General features: G+C 67.7%; 17 protein-coding genes. 11 read left to right on the top strand and 6 right to left on the bottom strand.

Annotated features, from left to right (window positions below; genetic code table 11):
* Window positions 1-75: 75 nt before the first annotated feature.
* Complete coding sequence (locus BX604_RS26210; RefSeq protein WP_098553699.1) at window positions 76-750, bottom strand: HAD family hydrolase; 675 nt, start codon at window positions 748-750, stop codon at window positions 76-78.
* Window positions 751-956: 206 nt separating this feature from the next.
* On the opposite strand from BX604_RS26210, the gene BX604_RS26205 reads away from it, so the two are divergent.
* Complete coding sequence (locus tag BX604_RS26205; protein WP_098553698.1) at window positions 957-2,141, top strand: sugar transporter; 1,185 nt, start codon at window positions 957-959, stop codon at window positions 2,139-2,141.
* Between the two features lie 34 nt (window positions 2,142-2,175).
* Here BX604_RS26205 and BX604_RS26200 read toward each other — a convergent pair whose 3' ends face one another.
* From BX604_RS26200 to BX604_RS26185, 4 genes are all read right to left on the bottom strand, one after another.
* Complete coding sequence (locus tag BX604_RS26200; RefSeq protein WP_257146429.1) at window positions 2,176-3,345, bottom strand: helix-turn-helix domain-containing protein; 1,170 nt, start codon at window positions 3,343-3,345, stop codon at window positions 2,176-2,178.
* A 159-nt stretch (window positions 3,346-3,504) separates the two neighbouring features.
* Window positions 3,505-4,632: an NAD(P)-dependent alcohol dehydrogenase gene (locus tag BX604_RS26195; RefSeq protein ID WP_098553696.1), complete on the bottom strand. Its 1,128-nt coding sequence runs from the start codon at window positions 4,630-4,632 to the stop codon at window positions 3,505-3,507.
* 14 nt (window positions 4,633-4,646) lie between these two features.
* On the bottom strand, window positions 4,647-6,119 hold the full coding sequence (locus tag BX604_RS26190; protein ID WP_098553695.1) for a benzaldehyde dehydrogenase: 1,473 nt from the start codon (window positions 6,117-6,119) through the stop codon (window positions 4,647-4,649).
* Window positions 6,120-6,268: 149 nt separating this feature from the next.
* Window positions 6,269-6,472: a hypothetical protein gene (locus tag BX604_RS26185; RefSeq protein ID WP_098553694.1), complete on the bottom strand. Its 204-nt coding sequence runs from the start codon at window positions 6,470-6,472 to the stop codon at window positions 6,269-6,271.
* 476 nt (window positions 6,473-6,948) lie between these two features.
* Between BX604_RS26185 and BX604_RS26180 the strand changes: the two genes are divergently transcribed.
* From BX604_RS26180 to BX604_RS26140, 9 genes are all read left to right on the top strand, one after another.
* Window positions 6,949-8,085, top strand: coding sequence for a muconate/chloromuconate family cycloisomerase (locus BX604_RS26180; RefSeq protein ID WP_098553693.1), 1,137 nt, complete (start codon window positions 6,949-6,951; stop codon window positions 8,083-8,085).
* Window positions 8,086-8,109: 24 nt separating this feature from the next.
* Window positions 8,110-8,400: a muconolactone Delta-isomerase gene (gene catC / locus BX604_RS26175; RefSeq protein WP_096507061.1), complete on the top strand. Its 291-nt coding sequence runs from the start codon at window positions 8,110-8,112 to the stop codon at window positions 8,398-8,400.
* Between the two features lie 74 nt (window positions 8,401-8,474).
* Window positions 8,475-9,410 (top strand): catechol 1,2-dioxygenase, encoded by a 936-nt coding sequence (catA, locus tag BX604_RS26170; RefSeq protein ID WP_098553692.1) that lies wholly within the window; start codon window positions 8,475-8,477, stop codon window positions 9,408-9,410.
* A 117-nt stretch (window positions 9,411-9,527) separates the two neighbouring features.
* Window positions 9,528-10,886, top strand: coding sequence for a Rieske 2Fe-2S domain-containing protein (locus tag BX604_RS26165; protein ID WP_098553691.1), 1,359 nt, complete (start codon window positions 9,528-9,530; stop codon window positions 10,884-10,886).
* The gene (gene benB / locus BX604_RS26160; RefSeq protein ID WP_098553690.1) at window positions 10,883-11,371 is read left to right on the top strand and encodes a benzoate 1,2-dioxygenase small subunit; all 489 of its coding nucleotides are present in this window, start codon (window positions 10,883-10,885) and stop codon (window positions 11,369-11,371) included. The genes BX604_RS26165 and benB overlap by 4 nt, the downstream gene beginning before the upstream one ends.
* Before the next feature lie 38 nt (window positions 11,372-11,409).
* Complete coding sequence (benC, locus tag BX604_RS26155) at window positions 11,410-12,435, top strand: benzoate 1,2-dioxygenase electron transfer component BenC (RefSeq protein WP_098553689.1); 1,026 nt, start codon at window positions 11,410-11,412, stop codon at window positions 12,433-12,435.
* The gene (gene benD / locus BX604_RS26150) at window positions 12,432-13,208 is read left to right on the top strand and encodes a benzoate diol dehydrogenase BenD (RefSeq protein WP_098553688.1); all 777 of its coding nucleotides are present in this window, start codon (window positions 12,432-12,434) and stop codon (window positions 13,206-13,208) included. The genes benC and benD overlap by 4 nt, the downstream gene beginning before the upstream one ends.
* A 115-nt stretch (window positions 13,209-13,323) precedes the next feature.
* Window positions 13,324-13,722, top strand: coding sequence for a RidA family protein (locus BX604_RS26145; RefSeq protein WP_098553687.1), 399 nt, complete (start codon window positions 13,324-13,326; stop codon window positions 13,720-13,722).
* Between the two features lie 79 nt (window positions 13,723-13,801).
* Window positions 13,802-15,148: an MFS transporter gene (locus tag BX604_RS26140; RefSeq protein ID WP_098553686.1), complete on the top strand. Its 1,347-nt coding sequence runs from the start codon at window positions 13,802-13,804 to the stop codon at window positions 15,146-15,148.
* A 27-nt stretch (window positions 15,149-15,175) separates the two neighbouring features.
* Here the strand turns inward: BX604_RS26140 and BX604_RS26135 are convergent, their stop codons facing one another.
* Entirely contained in the window at window positions 15,176-16,117 is a 942-nt protein-coding gene (locus BX604_RS26135; protein ID WP_098553685.1) for a LysR family transcriptional regulator, read from the bottom strand.
* A 530-nt stretch (window positions 16,118-16,647) separates the two neighbouring features.
* On the opposite strand from BX604_RS26135, the gene BX604_RS26130 reads away from it, so the two are divergent.
* On the top strand, window positions 16,648-17,784 hold the full coding sequence (locus BX604_RS26130) for a porin (RefSeq protein ID WP_098553684.1): 1,137 nt from the start codon (window positions 16,648-16,650) through the stop codon (window positions 17,782-17,784).
* Window positions 17,785-17,852: the final 68 nt, after the last annotated feature.

Genomic DNA, 17,852 nt, shown 5'->3' with positions numbered 1-17,852 from the left:
GCGTGCCCGCCGGAGCTGCATCCGACGAAGGCGATCGCGGAGAAGAATCCGGTCGATGCTGGCGAGGCGGCCGGTTCAGGGCCGCGCCGCGATCTCGTCGAGATGCCACAGCAGATCCGCAGGATCGTCGTACACGCGCAGCGCGCCCGAGCGTTCCAGCTCGTCGCTGCCATACCCGCCCGACAGCAGCCCGACCCCCAGCGCGCGGCAGCGGCTTGCGGCGAGCATGTCCCAGATGCTGTCGCCGACCACCACCGAGTGTTCGATCGGCACGTTCAGCTTCGCGGCGGCGGTCAGGAACAGGTCGGGGTCCGGCTTCGCATACTTGACCTGGTCGCGCGTGACGACCACGTTCTTCGCCGGATCGACGCCGAGTGCTTCGAGGTTGATGGCCGCCGTTTCCATCCGGCCGCTGGTCGCGATCGCCCAGCGAATGCCCGCGTTGGTCAGCGCGGCGAGCAGCTCGCGCGCGCCGGGCAGCGGCCGGACCTGCGCGCGCAGCCGCTGGTACGCGGCCGCATGCAGGCGCGCGAGCCGTTCGACGCGCTCGGCGTCGATGTCGCCGGCCGTCTCGCGCAGCAGCTGGTTCAGGAACAGGCCGCCGCTCATGCCGATCTTGCGATGGATGCGCCACACCGACAGTTCGATGCCCTCGGCATCGAGCGCTTCCTTCCACGCGAGCACGTGCTGGTAGACGCTGTCGACGAGCGTGCCGTCGAGATCGAACAGAAATGACGTTTCAATGCGCATGTGAATCTCCTGGCCCGATGGCGTTCGGGCGTCTGGTCCGCAAAAAGTGCCTGTGTTGCATGACATTATCGGCGCGCGGCCGTGTCATCGCCATGTCCCGCCGAACCGTCGACCGCCGCGGCAGCGGCGTGTCATGAGCCGCTGGTACAATCGCGGCGACGCGCGGGCCGGCTGCCCGCGCCCCCCATTCTTCGTCGATTCCCCGTATGGCAACCCCCGACGCCGTCAGTTCCGAACAGTCGTGGTGGGGCGTTCTGGCCCTGGCACTCACTGCCTTCATCTTCAATACCACCGAATTCGTGCCCGTCGCGCTATTGAGCGCGATCGGCGACAGCCTGCACATGCAGCCGACCTCCGTCGGCCTGATGCTGACGATCTACGCGTGGGCGGTCGCGGTCGTGTCGCTGCCGCTCACGTTCGTCACGCGGCACGTCGAGCGCCGCAAGCTGCTGGTCTGCGCGCTGCTGGTGTTCATCGGCAGCCATGTCGTCACCGGCGTCGCGTGGAATTTCACGGTGCTGATGATCGGTCGGCTCGGCATCGCGTGCGCGCATGCGGTGTTCTGGTCGATTTCCGTCCCGCTGGCCGTGCGGCTCGCGCCGAGCGACCGGAAAAGCCGCGCGCTCAGCCTGCTCGCAATGGGCACGGCGATCGCGATGGTCGCCGGCATTCCGCTCGGACGCGTGATCGGCGAGGCGCTCGGCTGGCGCGTCACGTTCCTCGTGATCGGCGCGGCGGCAGCCGTCGCGCTGCTGTTGCTGCGCATGACGCTGCCGCTGCTGCCGAGCCAGGGCGCCGGCTCGCTCGCCAGCATCGGCTCGTTCCTGCGCAAGCCGGCGCTGGTGTCGCTGTACGCGATCACCGTGCTGGTCGTGTCCGCGCACTTCACGTCGTACACGTACATCGAGCCGTTCGTGCAGAGCATCAATCACGCGAGCAGCAGCCGGATTACCTACGTGCTGATCCTGTTCGGCGTCGCCGGCGTGCCGGCCGCGCTGTGCTTCAATCGGGTGTTTCCGGAGCGGCCGGCCGATTTCCTGCTCGCGTCGATCATTGCGTTGTCCGCGTGCCTGCTGATCCTGTTCCCGAGCGCGCTGAACATCGTCACGCTGTCGGTCCACACGCTGGTGTGGGGCGGCGCGATCGTCTGTTTCGGTCTCGCGATGCAGGCGTGGGTGCTGAAGCTCGCACCCGATGCGACCGATCTCGCGGTGTCGATCTTCTCGGGGCTGTACAACGTCGGGATCGGCGCCGGCGCGCTGCTCGGCAACCATATCGCCGCGGATTTCGGGCTGCCGTGGATCGGCACGTTCGGCGGCGTGGTAGGGATCTTCTCGGCGGGAATCGCGTGGGTCGCGTTGCGGCTGCATGAGCGGCGGGCGGTGGCGTAAGCGTCATCGCGCCCGACGCCACCCGCCGCATGCATCAATGCGGCTTGTCGTTCCCGAGCCCCGCTGCATCGAGCTGCCTGAGCTTCGCGTACAGCGTCGTGCGTGAAATGCCCAGTTGCCGCGCGGCTGCCGACACGTTGCCGTCGTGCTCGGCGAGCGCCCGGCGGATCGCGTCGAGCGACTGTTCGTGCAGGCTCGCCTGCGGGCTGGCGACCGGCACGGCACCGCACACGTCGGCCGCGCCTTCGAGCACGTCGGCGTGGCGCGCCGTCGTCGCCCGGTCGAGCGGCGCACGCACGGTGCGCACCCATACGTGGCTACCATCGTCGCGCGCGATCCGCTGCGGCGTGCGCGCCGGCGTCAGCAAGCGGCGCTGCTGCACGGGCGTCGCGCCCGGAAACAGTTGCCGGAGATCGTACGGTGCGACCGGTCCGGCCGGTGCGAGATCGAGCATCTGCCGCGCCAGCCGGCTCACCGCGCGCACGCGGCCCGCTTCGTCGAGTGCGACGACGCCGGCGAGCGGCGTGTCGAGCCAGCGCGGGTCATGCTGGACCTGCAGCAAATGGCAGTCGCGCAGCATCGCATACAGCCGCTGCTCGGCGGACAGCGCCGCGTGCCGAAATTGCTCGCGCAGTTGCACGACGTTGCGCCGGCCGATGCCGGTGATGTCGAGCGCGCCGATCACTTCGCCGTCGAAACCGACCAGCGGCACCGCCAGGCAGAACACCCGCGACAACTCGTGGAGATAGTGCTGCGCGCCCGCGACGACGGTCTCGGCGCCGTCGTAAATCACGCAGCTCGGCGCGGTCGTGCCGATGTTGGGTTCGACGATGCTGCGCCCGGCGACGATCGGCGTCAGCAGCGCGTCGTCGCATTGCGGGCTGCGCCGCGCATGGACGATCGTGCCGCGCGGATTGACGCACATGATCGTCCAGTCGCTGCCGCCGAACGCGGCCCACAGCGGCTCGATCTCCTGCGCGACGCAGCGGGTCAGCCGCCGGTCGGCGCGCGATTCGTCGCGCTCGCCGAGCATGTCGTACTGGGCGGTTTGCCACGGCCGCAGCCCGGCGTCGCGCGAACGCAGCCACGAGCGCGCGACGCTGGCCGGCAACGCCGTTTCCGGCAGCGGCTCGCCCGCCGCGAAGCGGGCGCGGAGCCGGTCGAGGTCGACCGGCCGTGAAAGGGATTCAGGGGCCGTGTTCACGCTGCGTTCCATTTGGGGTCGAATGTCCGGGCCGGGCGTGCCGGCCCGGCGTGTCGCGCGAATGCGTAATATAGCCCGGTGCCCGAAGACGGGCATTGTCGAAGGCGCGCCGCCGCCGGTGTTGCCGGTCCGAACCCGGACGGCGGCGGCGCGCCGCGCTCAATGCGGCAGACGCAGGATCGGCTTGAGCGTGATGCCGCTGCTGCTGTCTTCCGCCGCCTGGTTGATCTGCTCGAGCGGGTAGAACTTCATGAGCCGGTCGAACGGAAACCGCCCTTGCAGATGCAGTTGCACGAGTTGCGGAATGAACGTCTGCGGCACGCTGTCGCCTTCGACGATGCCGCGGATCGAGCGGCCGCCGAGCAGCAGGTTGTTCACGTCGAACTCGGCCTTGGTGCCGAGCTTCGGCGCGCCGACCACGCCGATCGTGCCACGCGAGCCGAGTGCTTCGATCCCTTGCGCCAGCACGGCGGGCAGCCCGGTCGATTCGAGCGCGAAGTCGACGCCGCCGCCGGTGATCTCGCGAATCGCATCGACGACGTCGACCTGCTTGCTGTTGATCGCATGCGTCGCGCCGAGCTCGAGCGCCAGCGCGAGCCGCGACGGCACGATGTCGACGGCGATGATGGTCGTCGCGCCGGCGACGCGTGCGGCCATCACGGCACTCATACCGACCGCGCCCGCGCCGAAGCTCGCGAAGCTGCTGCCAGGGCGTACCGCGAGCGAATGGATTACCGCGCCGGCGCCGGTCTGGATGCCGCAGCCGAGCGGCCCGAGCAGTTCGAGCGGCGCGTCGGCCGGCACCTTGATCGCGTTGTTCTCGCGTGCAAGCGCGTAGCTCGCGAACGACGATTGCGCGAAGAAGTGATCGTGCAGCGGTTGCCCGGCTGCGTCGCGGATCGCGGTCTGGCCGTCGGCATCGGCGCCGCCGAAATTCAGCCCGAAGAACTGCCGGCAATATGCGCCGTGGCCGCCGACGCACGACGCGCAGTGCCCGCATGCGCCGTAGGTCAGCACGACGTGATCGCCCGCGGCGAGTGTCTTCACGTTCGGGCCGACCGCTTCGACGACGCCCGCGCCCTCGTGGCCGAGCACGGCCGGCAGCGGCACCGGGTAGTACTGGTCGCGCACGATCAGGTCGGTGTGGCACAGGCCGGTCGCGACGACGCGCACCAGCACCTCGTCGCCGCGCGGCGCGCGGATCCGGGCGGATTCGATCGAAAAGGGCGCGCCGGCGGCGCGTGCAACGGCCGCGGTGACGGCGCGCGTATCGTTTTCGGTATACATGGTGGGTCTCCTCGTCAGATCGGATACAGCGGCGCTTCGCCCTTGATGGTCAGCCATTGCCACTGCGTGAATTCTTCCCAGTTCGCGCTGCCGCCGATGCTCGAACCGTTGCCCGATGCGCCGACGCCGCCGAACGGGTTGATCACTTCATCGTTGACCGTCTGGTCGTTGATGTGCAGCAGCCCCGTGTTCAGGCGCTCGCCGAGCTTCAGCGCGCGGCCGACATCGGCCGACAGGATAGCCATCGACAGGCCGTATTCGGTCCGGTTCGCGAGCGCGATCGCGTCTTCGTCGGTATCGAACGGCACGACGATCGCGACCGGCCCGAAAATCTCCTCGTCGAATGCCGGGTTGCCCGGCGCGACGCCGCTCAGCACGGTCGGCTCGAAGAACAGGCCGCGATGGCCGCCGCCCGTCTCGACGCGTGCGCCCGCGCGGCGGGCCGCGTCGACTACGCTCGCCGCATGGTCGCGTTGCGCGGCATTGATCAGCGGGCCGAGGCCGACGTCCGCGGTCGCGGGGTCGCCCACGCGCAGGCTTTGCGCCTTCTCGACCAGCTTTGCGACGAAGCGGTCGTGAATCGCGCGCTGCACGAGCACGCGGCCGGTCGCCATGCAGATCTGGCCTTGATGCAGATACGCGCCCCACGCGGTGTTGGCGACGGCGCGGTCGAGATCGGCGTCGTCGAGCACGATCAGCGAGTTCTTGCCGCCGAGTTCGAGCGACACCTTCTTCAGATGGCGGCCGGCTGCTTCGCCGACCTTGCGCCCGGCCGCGGTGGAGCCGGTGAACTGGATCATCGCGACGTGCGGATCGGTGACCAGCGCCGCGCCGGCCGCGCCGTCGCCGGGCAGCACGTGCAGCACGCCTTCGGGCAGGCCGGCGAGTTCGAACACGCGGGCGATCGCGATGCCGCCGCACACGGCCGTGCGCGGATCGGGCTTCAGCACGACGGCATTGCCGAGCGCGAGCGCCGGCGCGACCGCGCGCATCGCGAGGTACAGCGGGAAATTGAACGGCGAGATCACGCCGACCACGCCGCGCGGGCGGCGGCGCGCGAGCGACAGGCGTCCGGCCGCCGACGGCAGCACTTCGCCGGCCGCGCGCGACGGCAGCCCGGCCGCTTCATGCAGCGCCTTGATCGTGACCGACGTCTCGAACGCTGCCTTCGCGCGCGTCGAGCCGCTTTCGCGCACGAGCCAGTCGACGATCGCGTCGAAGTGGGTTTCGGCGACGGTTGCCGCGCGGCGCAGCACGGCCGCGCGCTCGTCGTATGGCAGGCCGAACCACGCAGGCTGCGCGCGATGCGCGGCGGCCGCCGCGTCGGCGATGGCCGCGCCGTCTGCGAGGCCGATGCGGCCGAGCGTGTTGCCGGTGGCCGGTTCGATCACGTCGGCTGCGAGCGCGCTGGCGTGCCAGCGTCCGTTGAAGGTCTTGCCGCGCCACACGTCGGCGTCGAACAGAGGGGTGTTGCTGCTGCTATTCATGTTGGCTCCAGAAGAATTCCCGACCCGCCGGGCCGGGCGTTGCTCCGCCCCGACCGGCATGCGCGCGAGGGTAGGCGGGCGGGACGAGCCCGGGCTATCCGGGTTTCTTCCCACCCGCGGCGCCCGCGTCGACCGGTGGCGGCATGCGTTCACGTGTCCGGAAACTGGACACGGGTCACGGGGCGGGCGGCAGGCGCTGCCATGCCCGCCGCGGATTCGGTTGACGCTCGGAACAGCTGGCGGATGCCGGGATCGACCATCGTCGTCGTGCCGGCCGGCGCGAACAGCGTGTGGGTCGTGGACAGGCCGTCGCCGGTCACGAGCCCGAGCCGGGTATCGCCGGCGTTGCGCACGACCGCGGCCTGCGCGTGGCGCGTCGTGCGCTTCGACAGGCAGTACGACGCGCCGAGTGAGCCGAACAGCGCGTGGGTGGCGCGCCGCGCGCGGATTGAGATTCAGACCATTGCCGGGTATCGACATCCGGGAGGGCGATCCACCGCCCGGCGCGTCATTTTCTATCTAAGGAAAACCCTGATGCGCCCTTGGCCGGGCGTTGCAGACGGCCGGGTTTCGGCCGGTTTCGCCGGCCCGGAAAGCGGCCGTCGCGTTTCCGTTCAAGCCGTGGCCCGCGTGTGCGACTTCCTTGTCCAGCAAGCCTCCCGGCCTGCATACCTAGCCAAAATAGGTATGGCGCACCGCAATATTCCGTGCCTCAGGCCGCATTTCAATACCTGTCAGGTATCAAAAAACACGACCAAAAGTATTGGACGGTCCATTTCCCCGCCGCGTATAAATCCGTCCCATGAACTCCCCACTTGCAGCGTGCACCATGTCCTCAGTCACCATCGAACGCATTGAAACCCGCCTCGTCGATCTGCCGACGATCCGTCCGCACAAGCTGTCGGTTGCCACGATGCACGGCCAGACGCTGATGCTGGTGAAGGTGACCTGCAGCGACGGCGTGACCGGCCTCGGCGAAGGCACGACGATCGCCGGGATGGCCTACGGCCCGGAAAGCCCCGAGGCGATGAAGCTCGCGATCGACGCGTATCTCGCCCCGGCGATCATCGGCAAGGATGCGACGCGCATCCAGACGCTGATGGCCTTCCTCGGCAAGCTCGCGAAGGTCAATCATTTCGCGAAGAGCGCGCTCGAAACCGCGCTGCTCGATGCACACGGCAAGCGCCTCGGCGTGCCGGTCAGCGAACTGCTCGGCGGGCGCCGCCGCGATCGGCTGCCGGTTGCGTGGACGCTCGCCTCGGGCAACACGGCGACCGATATCGCCGAAGCCGAGCGGATGCTCGAGCTGCGCCGCCACAACGTGTTCAAGCTGAAGATCGGCGCGAAGGCGCTCGACGTGGACATCCGGCACGTGGCCGAGATCAAGCGCGCGGTGGGCGACCGTGCGTCGGTGCGCGTGGACGTGAACATGGCGTGGAGCGAAACGCAGGCCGCGCGCGCGATTCCGGCGCTGGCCGATGCCGGCTGCGAACTGGTCGAGCAGCCGGTTGCGTCGGCGGCAGCGCTCGCGCGGCTGATGCGCCGTTTCCCGGTCGCGCTGATGGCCGATGAAATCCTGCAGGGCCCGGACAGCGCGTTCGAGATCGCGAAGCAGAACGGCGCGGACGTGTTCGCAATCAAGATCGAGCAGAGCGGCGGCCTGTTCGCCGCGCAACGCGTCGCCGCGATCGCGGACGCGGCCGGCATCGAGCTGTACGGCGGCACGATGCTCGAAGGCGCGTTCAGCACGGTCGCATCCGCGCACCTGTTCGCGAGCTTCGCGAACCTGCAGTGGGGCACCGAACTGTTCGGACCGCTGCTGATCACCGAAGAGATTCTCACGACCCCGCTCGACTACAGCGATTTCGAGCTGACCGTGCCGGCAGGCCCCGGTCTCGGCATCGAACTCGACGAAGCGAAGGTCGCGCGCTTCACCCGCGACGGGCTGACGAAAGTCTCCCGCTAACCGATACCGTATCAGGACATCACGATGCTTTTCCACGTACGCATGGACGTCAACATCCCGGTCGACATGCCGGCCGCGGTGGCTGACGAAATCAAGGCCCGCGAGAAGGCGTATTCGCAAGATCTGCAGCGCAGCGGCAAGTGGCGCCATATCTGGCGCATCGCCGGCGAATACGCGAACTACAGCGTGTTCGACGTGTCCGGCAACGCCGAGCTGCACGAGATCCTGACCGGCCTGCCGCTGTTCCCGTACATGAAGATTTCGGTGACGCCGTTGTGTCGCCACCCGTCGTCGATACACGACGGCGACCTTTGAGCCGCGGAGCCGTCCGTTTTCCGACAGCGAACACTCCGGGTCACCTTTCCCCCAATACACGTGGAGACACCATCATGAGCGTCAAAGTTTTCGATACCAAGGAAGTGCAGGATCTGCTGAAGGCCGCGTCGAACGCGGGCGGCGACGGCGGCAACGCGCGCACGCAGCAGGTCGTGCTGCGCCTGCTCGGCGACCTGTTCAAGGCGATCGACGATCTCGACATCACGCCCGACGAAGTGTGGGCCGGCGTGAACTACCTGAACAAGCTCGGCCAGGACGGCGAAGCGGCGCTGCTCGCCGCCGGCCTCGGTCTCGAGAAGTTTCTCGACATCCGGATGGACGCCGAGGACGAGGCGCTCGGCCTCGACGGCGGCACGCCGCGCACGATCGAAGGCCCGCTGTACGTTGCCGGTGCGCCGGTGCGCGACGGCGTCGCGAAGATCGACCTCGACGCGGACGACGGCGCAGGCCCGCTCGTGATCCACGGCACGGTCACCGGGGTCGACGGCAAGCCGGTGGCCGGCGCGCTGGTCGAGTGCTGGCACGCGAACTCGCACGGCTTCTACTCGCACTTCGACCCGACCGGCAAGCAGAGCGATTTCAACCTGCGCGGCGCGGTGAAGACGGGCGCGGACGGCAAGTACGAATTCCGCACGCTGATGCCGGTCGGCTACGGCTGCCCGCCGCAGGGCGCGACGCAGCAACTGCTCGACAGCCTCGGCCGCCACGGCAACCGCCCCGCGCACGTGCACTTCTTCGTGACCAGCGACGACCACCGCAAGCTGACGACGCAGTTCAACATCGACGGCGACCCGCTGATCTGGGATGACTTCGCGTATGCGACGCGCGAAGAGCTGATCCCGCCCGTCACCGACAAGACCGGTGGCGCCGCGCTCGGCATGAAGGCCGATGCGTACCAGGACATCGAGTTCGACTTCGTCCTGACGCCGCGCGTCCAGGGCAAGGACAACCAGATCGTCGAACGCCTGCGCGCTTCCGCCACGGCATAACCGCCCGACGGCGCGGCGGCGCGCATGCGCCGCCGCCATGCCGGACCCCCGCGAGATTCAATCGATACCGATGCGAGCGTGCTTGCAGGAGCCGGCACGCGCGCAGGAGGAACCAACATGTCCGCCACGATCGACCACACCACCGAACTGGACCACCTGCTCGCGACTGCCGTGCAGGACGACAAGGAAGCCGGCGTCTTCCGCTGCCGCCGCGACATCTTCACGAACGAGGAACTGTACGAGCTCGAGCTGAAGCACATCTTCGAGAGCAACTGGGTCTACCTCGCGCACGAAAGCCAGATTCCGAACAACAACGACTACTACACGACGTGGATCGGCCGCCAGCCGATCGTCATCACGCGTGACAAGACGGGCGAGCTGCACGCGGTGATCAATGCATGCGCGCACAAGGGCGCGATGCTGTGCCGCCGCAAGCACGGCAACAAGGGCAGCTTCACGTGCCCGTTCCACGGCTGGACCTTCGCGAACACCGGCAAGCTGCTGAAGGTGAAGGACGAGAAGACGACCGAGTATCCGGTGCAGTTCAACACGCACGGCTCGCACGACCTGAAGAAGGTCGCGCGCTTCGAGAACTATCGCGGCTTCCTGTTCGGCAGCCTCAGCGCCGACGTGCAGCCGCTGGAAGACTACCTCGGCGAAGCGCGCGTGATCATCGACCAGATCGTCGACCAGGCGCCGGACGGCCTCGAAGTGCTGCGCGGCAATTCCTCCTACATCTACGAAGGCAACTGGAAGATGCAGATGGAGAACGGCTGTGACGGCTATCACGTCAGCACCGTGCACTGGAACTACGCGGCGACGATGGGCCGCCGCAAGGAAGACGGCACCAAGGCGGTCGACGCGAACAGCTGGAGCAAGTCGGTCGCCGGCGTATACGGCTTCGACAACGGCCACATCCTGCTGTGGACCCAGACGATGAACCCGGAAGTGCGTCCGGTGTACCAGCACCGCGAAGAGATCAAGGCGCGCGTGGGCGACGTGCAGGCCGACTTCATCGTGAACCAGACGCGCAACCTGTGCGTGTACCCGAACGTGTTCCTGATGGACCAGTTCAGCACGCAGATTCGCGTGGTGCGCCCGCTCGGCGTCGACAAGACTGAAGTCAGCATCTTCTGCTTCGCGCCGAAGGGCGAGAGCGATGCCGACCGCACGACGCGGATTCGCCAGTACGAGGACTTCTTCAACGTGACCGGCATGGGCACGGCCGACGATCTCGAGGAATTCCGCGCATGCCAGGCCGGTTATGCGGGCATCACGGCGATGTGGAATGACCTGTCACGCGGCGCGCCGTTGTGGGTCGACGGGCCGGACGAGAACGCGAAGCGGATGGGGCTGAACCCGCGCATCTCGGGCGAGCGCAGCGAGGACGAAGGGCTGTTCGTGTGCCAGCACGAACACTGGGTGCACGTGATGCGCGATGCGCTGAAGAAGGAACGCGGGGAGGCAGCAGCATGAACATCGATTACCGGACCATCTGCGCGACGCTGTATCGCGAAGCGCGCCTGCTCGACGACCGCGAGTGGGACGCGTGGCTGACCTGCTACACGGAAGACGTCACGTACTGGATGCCCGCGTGGGACGACGACGACCGGCCGACCGACGATCCGCAAAGCCAGATCTCGCTGATGTACTACGCGGATCGCGGCGGTCTCGAGGATCGCGTGTTCCGGATCAAGACCGAGCGCAGCGGCGCCTCGACGCCCGAGCCGCGCACCAGCCACAACGTGACGAACGTCGAGGTACTGGCCGAGCGCGACGGCGAAGTGGACGTGCGCTACAACTTCGACACGCTGAACCATCGCTACCGCGTGACCGACCACTACTTCGGCACGATGTTCGTCACGCTGCGCCAGGTGGGCGACGCACTGCTGATCTCGAACAAGAAGATCGTGCTGAAGAACGACTATATCCGGCAGGTGCTCGACGTGTATCACGTCTGACGCCGATTGTTTCGACAGTAACAAAGGGAGACGAGGTCATGTCCACCTACAAGATTGCACTGAACTTCGAGGACGGGGTGACCCGCTTCATCGACTGCAAGGCCGGCGAGAAGGTGCTCGACGCCGCGTTCCGCGCGAAGATCAACCTGCCGATGGACTGCTCCGACGGCGTGTGCGGCACCTGCAAGTGCCGTGCGGAAAGCGGCAGCTACGATCTCGGCGACGACTACATCGACGACGCGCTCACCGAGGACGAGAAGGACGGCGGCCTCGTGCTGACCTGCCAGATGGTGCCGCAAAGCGACTGCGTGATCGCGATCCCGACGTCGTCGGTCGCGTGCAAGACCGGCCACAGCGCGTTCGCCGCGACCGTCACGAAGGTCGAGCAGCACAACGACGCGGCGATCGTGCTCGAGCTCGACGTTGCCGCGGGTGCCGCACCCGCGTTCCTGCCGGGCCAGTACGTGAACATCGGCGTGCCGGGCAGCGGCCAGCACCGCTCGTACTCGTTCTCGTCCGCGCCGGGCGACACGAAGGTGAGCTTCCTGATCAAGAAGATCCCCGGCGGCGTGATGAGCACGTGGCTCGAATCGGCGAAGGCCGGCGACACGCTCGAGCTGACCGGGCCGCTCGGCAGCTTCTACCTGCGCGACGTGCAGCGCCCGCTCTTGTTCCTCGCCGGCGGCACGGGCCTCGCGCCGTTCCTGTCGATGCTCGAGGTGCTCGCGCGCAGCGGGTCGCAGCAGAAGGTGCACCTGATCTACGGCGTCACGCGCGATCTCGACCTGGTGCTGGTCGACGCGATCGAAGCGTATGCGGCGAAGCTGCCGAACTTCAGCTTCGCGACCGTTGTCGCCGATGCGGCGTCGAGCCATCCGCGCAAGGGCTGGGTGACGCAGCACATGCCGGCCGACGCGCTGAACGACGGCGACGTGGACGTCTATCTGTGCGGCCCGCCGCCGATGGTCGACGCGGTGCGCCAGTACTTCGACGACGAAGGCGTGAAGCCCAACAGCTTCCACTACGAGAAGTTCACCCCGAACGTCACGGCAAAGGCGGCATGACCATGCAACGATTCTCCGGAAAAGTCGTGGTCGTGACCGGCGCGGCGCAGGGCATCGGCCGCGGCGTCGCGCTGCGCGCGGCGGCCGAAGGCGGCAAGGTGCTGTTCGTCGATCGCGCGGATTTCGTGGCCGATGTCGCGGCCGAAGCGGGCGGCGGCAACACGGCCGGCTTCGTCGCGGATCTCGAGACCTACGACGGCGCGCGCGCGGCGATGGCGTGCGCGGTCGACACGTTCGGCGGCATCGACGTGCTGATCAACGGCGTCGGCGGCGCGATCCGGATGCGGCCGTTCGCCGAATTCGAGCCCGCGCAGATCGACGCGGAAATCCGCCGCTCGCTGATGCCGACGCTCTACAGCTGCCACGCGGTGCTGCCGCATCTGCTCGCGCGCGGCGGCGGCACGATCGTGAACGTGTCGTCGAACGCCACGCGCGGCATTCGCCGCGTGCCGTACTCGGCCGCGAAGGGCGGCGTCAATGCGCTGACCTCCGCGCTGGCGATGGAATACGCGGAGCACGGCATCCGCGTCGTCGCGACGGCGCCCGGCGGCACGCAGGCGCCGCCGCGCCGCGTGCCGCGCAATGCGGCCGGCGACAACGCGCAGGAACAGGCGTGGATGGCCGAAGCGGTGCGGCAGGTGACCGATTCGACGTTCTTCAAGCGCTACGGCAGCCTCGACGAACAGATCGCGCCGATCCTGTTCCTCGCGTCGGACGAAGCGAGCTACATCACCGGCACGGTGCTGCCGGTCGCGGGCGGCGATACGGGCTGAACGGCAGCGGCTTGCCGAACCCGTGCTGCAACGTGCACGCGCCGTAGCCGCGCGTGCACGCCATTCGACCATTACATGAACGGCCGGCGCCGACACGCCGGCCACGGAGACACTCATGCCCAAGGGCGAAGCCATCATTCCGGCCGGAATGGAAGCCGTGTACGAAAAAATCGGCTATGCGCCGGCGATCAAGGTCGGCGACACCGTCTACGTATCCGGCCAGATCGGCCGTGATGCCGCGATGCAGCTGGTGGAGGATCGCGAAGCGCAGATCGTGCAGGCGTTCGAGAACCTCAAGCGCGTGCTGGAAGCGAGTGGCGCGACGCTCGACGACGTGGTCGACCTGACGACCTTCCATACCGACATGCGCGACCTGCCGCTGTTCATGCAGGTGCGCGACCGCTATTTGCACGCGCATCCGCGGCCGGCCTGGACGGCAGTCGGCGCGCACATGCTCGGCGGATCGCCCGGCTATATCGTGGAAATCAAGGCGGTGGCGGTGCTGGCGGGTTGATACGCGGCGCCAGACCTTCGTACTTCGAAACGATAAAACGGATCGCCCCGCGACAGCGGGCCGGTCCTGGAGACGCTTCATGACCCCTTCATCCGTTCGCTCGATTCCCGCGCTGATCGACGATGCGCCGCTCGGCGCGTTGCAGATCCGCGTCCTCGCCCTGTGCGTGCTGATCGCGCTGCTCGACGGCTTCGACACGCAGGCGATCGCGTTTACCGGCCCGGCGATTCTCGCCGCGTTCCGGCTGCCGGCCGGCGCGCTCGCGCCGATCCTGACCGCCGGCATCGTCGGGATGACGATCGGCGCGATGACGCTCGGCCTCGTCGGCGACCGGATCGGCCGCCGGCCGGCGATCATGATCGGTCTTGCGCTGTTCGGCACGGCAACGCTGGCGACGTCGTGGGCCGGCGACCCGCGACACATTCTCGCGCTGCGCTTCGTGGCCGGGCTCGGGATGGGCGGCTGCACGCCGGTGCTGCTCGCGCTCGCCGCCGAATACTGTCCGGCCCGCCTGCGCGGTGCGGTGATGACCGGCGTGCTGCTCGGCCTGCCTGCCGGCGCGATGCTCGGCGGCTTGCTTGCCGCGCGGATGCTGCCGGTGATCGGCTGGTCGGGGATTTTCGTGGTGGGCGGCGCGGTGCCGCTCGCGGTGCTCGGCCTCGTCGTGCTGTTGTTGCCCGAATCGCTGTTCTATCTCGCTTCGCGCGGCGGCGCAGGTGCGCAGCAGCGGGTGCGGGCGACGCTGTCGAGGATCGTCGCGCAGCCGCTGCCGGCCGACGCGCGCCTGAGCGTGCCCGACGAAGCGACGGCGAAGGCGAGCGTCGCCGCGCTGTTTCGCGGCGGCTACGCGGGCAAGACGCTCGCGATCTGGGCGATCTACCTGCTGAACTGGATCGCGTGGTTCATGCTGCTGTCGTGGCTGCCGACCGTGCTGAAGGCGGCCGGCCTGACCGCGCAGCAGGCGCCGGTCGGCACCGTGATCGTCAACGCGGTGTTCATCGTCTGCGCGATTCCGTTGTCGATCGTGCTGCCGCGCGTGAATACGCGCAACCTGCTCGGCGCGATGTTCGCGTTCGGCATTGCGATCGCGATCGGCCTCGGCTACGCCGGCACGAACTGGGCGCTCGTGTTCGCGCTCGTCGGTGCGGCCGGGTTCGGGATCGGCGGGCAGCAGATCGCGCTGAACTACCTGATCGTCGGCGCCTATCCGACCGCGCTGCGCGCGACCGCGACCGGCTGGGCGATCGGGATGGGCCGCGCGGGCGCGATCGCCGGTTCCGCCGTGGGCGGCACGTTGCTGGCGTGGGGCGGGCCGTCCGGGTTCTTTCTCGCGCTGGCCGTGCCGCTCGCGGGCGCCGCGCTCGCCGTGTTCAGCCTGCGCGTGGAGCGCGCCGACGCCGACGTCGCATCGGCCATCTCGCACTGAACGGGTGCGGCAGGAGATCCGGCCCGCTCAGTCCTGCGCGGCCGGATCGTCGCGTTCCGTGGAAGGCGGCAGGTACGTCATGCCTTCCTCGTCGTACAGCGTGTAGACGAGGCTCAGCATCCGCTCGATGTCTTCGGATGCGTCGAGCCGGCGCATGCTCATGATGATCGGCGACACGAGCCGCGAATCGTCGAGGTCGTGGTACGAGATGTCGTCGCGTTTGAGGCCGTGCACGCTTGTCGGCACGATCGACACGCCTTCGCCGGCCGCGACGAGCCCGAGCGCGATCTGCAGCTCGCGGGTTTCCAGCACGCGCGCCGGCTTCAGCGCGCGATCGTGGAAGGCCGACAGCACCTGGTCTGCATAGCTTGGCCGCGGCGTTTTCGGAAACACGATCAACGTTTCGTTGAGCAGGTCGTGCAGCGACAGCGGCGTGGTGACCGTGCTCAGCCGGTGGCCGAGCGGCAGCGCCGCGATCATCGGCTCCTCGCGCAGCACGATGCGGCGCACGTTCGGGTCGTTGAGGCGGATGCGCCCGAAGCCGACGTCGATGCGGCCTTCCTTCAGCGCCTTGATCTGGTCCATCGTCCACATCTCGTGCAGGCTGAGTTCGACCTCCGCATGCTGCTGGCGATAGCGGCGAATGACTTTCGGCAGCATCCCGTAGAGCGTCGAGCCGACGAAGCCGACCGACAGGCTGCGCTCGATCTTGCCGACGCGGCGCGTCATGGATTCGAGCTCGGCCGTCTGCGCGAGCAGCTGCACCGCATGCTGATGGAAGAAACGGCCCGCTTCGGTCAGCTTCAGCGGCCGCGAATTGCGCTCGAACAGCACGATGCCGAGGATCTCTTCCAGCTGCTGGATCTGCCGGCTCAGCGGCGGCTGCGCGATATGCAGCCGTTGTGCGGCGCGCGTGAAGCTGCGTTCTTCGGCGACCGCAACGAAATAGCGCAGATGACGTAGCTCCATGGTCCTTGCCGTCGAGTGGGAGTGATGCGAAGCCCGAGCCGAAGCCGGACACGACCGATTGAGGAGATCGAGAGGTCGAGCGAAGAGTTAGTGATCCGTATTTTACTTGAGCTTGTTCCTGTACGTGACGGATTTATGCGATTGGGACGCATCGTATCGCGGGTCCGCATTGCACCAAAGCAGGGCGAATCGCCGATGCATACCTCGCAGATATCAACCGATACCCAATCGGTGTTGGACGCGTTTTTTTGCGGTCGATAGTATCGACTCGAACAGTTGCAACCCGAAGCATGGAAACAATGCAACAAGGAGACATCCCCCGATCACATTCCTCGCCCGCCGGCATGGCGCGCAGCGCGCGTCGTTCCCGGTCCAGTCGTGCCTTTCAGATAATCGTGCCCGCGTTTCGGATTGGTGACCCACCGTCGTCACCGGGATCGAATCTCCGGGAAATAAACCGATCCGATTTACCTCGATCAATTAGTCATACGTAGTAATCGGAAGCATTCATATTCAGGTTTGGAGACAGCATGAGATTTCAGCATCTCGTTGGCGGAGCTTTGCTCGGATTCGCGACGACCAGTTTTGCACAAAGCAGCGTGACGTTGTACGGCGTGCTGGATACGGGCGTCGAATACGTGTCGCACGCGAACGCCGACGGCAAGGGCATCGTGCGGATGCCGTCGATCACCGGCGAGTTGCCGTCGCGCTGGGGGCTGCGCGGTTCCGAGGATCTCGGCGGCGGCTACAAGGCGGTGTTCGCGCTCGAAAGCGGCTTCAACGTCGGCAACGGCACGATGGGGCAGGGCGGCCGCCTGTTCGGCCGGCAAAGCTGGGTGGGGATCGAAAGCCCGTACGGCACGCTGTCGTTCGGTCGCCAGTACACGATGACCTACTATGCGGTGCTCGATTCGGACCTGCTCGGCCCGAACATCTACGGGCTGCCGTCGCTCGATGCGTACATCCCGAACGGCCGCGCCGACAACGCCGTCGCGTGGCGCGGCAAGTTCGGCGGCTTCACGGCCGGCGCGATGTATTCGTTCGGCCGCGATTCGGCCGGCACCGGCAACTCGCCGGGGCAAGGCACCTGCGCAGGCCCGGTGCCCGGCGACACGACTACGTGCCGTTTGTGGTCCGCGATGCTGAAGTACGACTCGACGGCGTTCGGCCTGGCCGCGTCGTACGAAGAACAACGCGGCGGCAGCGACACCGCGGCCGCGAACTTCTTCGACGGCGTCAAGCCGCTGCCGCTCACCGCGAGCGGTGACAAGGACGATCGCGCGCAGCTCAACGGCTACGTCAACGCGTTCGGCATGAAGTTCGGCGGCGGCTGGATCGGCCGCTGGGTCGATACCGGTGCGTCGGGCGGCCCGAACCTGCACTCGAACCTGGTCTACCTCACCGCGAACTACTACGTGACGCCCGCGTTCCTGGTCGATACCGGTGTCTATCACGTGACCGTGTCCGGCCAGGATGCGCGCGCGACGCTGGGCGTGCTGCGCGGCACCTACTTCCTGTCGAAGCAGACCGCCGTGTATCTGCAGGGCGCGTATCTCGCGAACAGCGCGCATGCGGCGTTCTCGGTCAGCGCCGGTGGCGGCGGCACGACGCCCGCGCCGGGGCAGAACCAGGTGGGCGTGATGGCCGGGATCCGGCATATGTTCTGAGCACGCGGTCGCGGGCGGCGCACGAGCCGCCCGCGACGCGACGCAATGCGATGTACGCGGCCGTCGTG

The organism is Burkholderia sp. JKS000303, assembly GCF_002563755.1.
GTDB lineage: Bacteria > Pseudomonadota > Gammaproteobacteria > Burkholderiales > Burkholderiaceae > Burkholderia > Burkholderia anthina_B.
This window is presented reverse-complemented; position numbering and strand designations above follow the sequence as displayed.

Excerpts from the sequence above, each read along its gene's own strand:
- BX604_RS26210 (WP_098553699.1), bottom strand. The coding sequence starts at position 750 with ATGCGCATTGAAACGTCATTTCTGTTCGATCTCGACGGCACGCTCGTC.
- BX604_RS26205 (WP_098553698.1), top strand. The coding sequence starts at position 957 with ATGGCAACCCCCGACGCCGTCAGTTCCGAACAGTCGTGGTGGGGCGTT.
- BX604_RS26195 (WP_098553696.1), bottom strand. The coding sequence starts at position 4,632 with ATGTATACCGAAAACGATACGCGCGCCGTCACCGCGGCCGTTGCACGC.
- BX604_RS26190 (WP_098553695.1), bottom strand. The coding sequence starts at position 6,119 with ATGAATAGCAGCAGCAACACCCCTCTGTTCGACGCCGACGTGTGGCGC.
- BX604_RS26180 (WP_098553693.1), top strand. The coding sequence starts at position 6,949 with ATGTCCTCAGTCACCATCGAACGCATTGAAACCCGCCTCGTCGATCTG.
- catC (WP_096507061.1), top strand. The coding sequence starts at position 8,110 with ATGCTTTTCCACGTACGCATGGACGTCAACATCCCGGTCGACATGCCG.
- catA (WP_098553692.1), top strand. The coding sequence starts at position 8,475 with ATGAGCGTCAAAGTTTTCGATACCAAGGAAGTGCAGGATCTGCTGAAG.
- BX604_RS26165 (WP_098553691.1), top strand. The coding sequence starts at position 9,528 with ATGTCCGCCACGATCGACCACACCACCGAACTGGACCACCTGCTCGCG.
- benB (WP_098553690.1), top strand. The coding sequence starts at position 10,883 with ATGAACATCGATTACCGGACCATCTGCGCGACGCTGTATCGCGAAGCG.
- benC (WP_098553689.1), top strand. The coding sequence starts at position 11,410 with ATGTCCACCTACAAGATTGCACTGAACTTCGAGGACGGGGTGACCCGC.
- benD (WP_098553688.1), top strand. The coding sequence starts at position 12,432 with ATGACCATGCAACGATTCTCCGGAAAAGTCGTGGTCGTGACCGGCGCG.
- BX604_RS26145 (WP_098553687.1), top strand. The coding sequence starts at position 13,324 with ATGCCCAAGGGCGAAGCCATCATTCCGGCCGGAATGGAAGCCGTGTAC.
- BX604_RS26140 (WP_098553686.1), top strand. The coding sequence starts at position 13,802 with ATGACCCCTTCATCCGTTCGCTCGATTCCCGCGCTGATCGACGATGCG.
- BX604_RS26135 (WP_098553685.1), bottom strand. The coding sequence starts at position 16,117 with ATGGAGCTACGTCATCTGCGCTATTTCGTTGCGGTCGCCGAAGAACGC.
- BX604_RS26130 (WP_098553684.1), top strand. The coding sequence starts at position 16,648 with ATGAGATTTCAGCATCTCGTTGGCGGAGCTTTGCTCGGATTCGCGACG.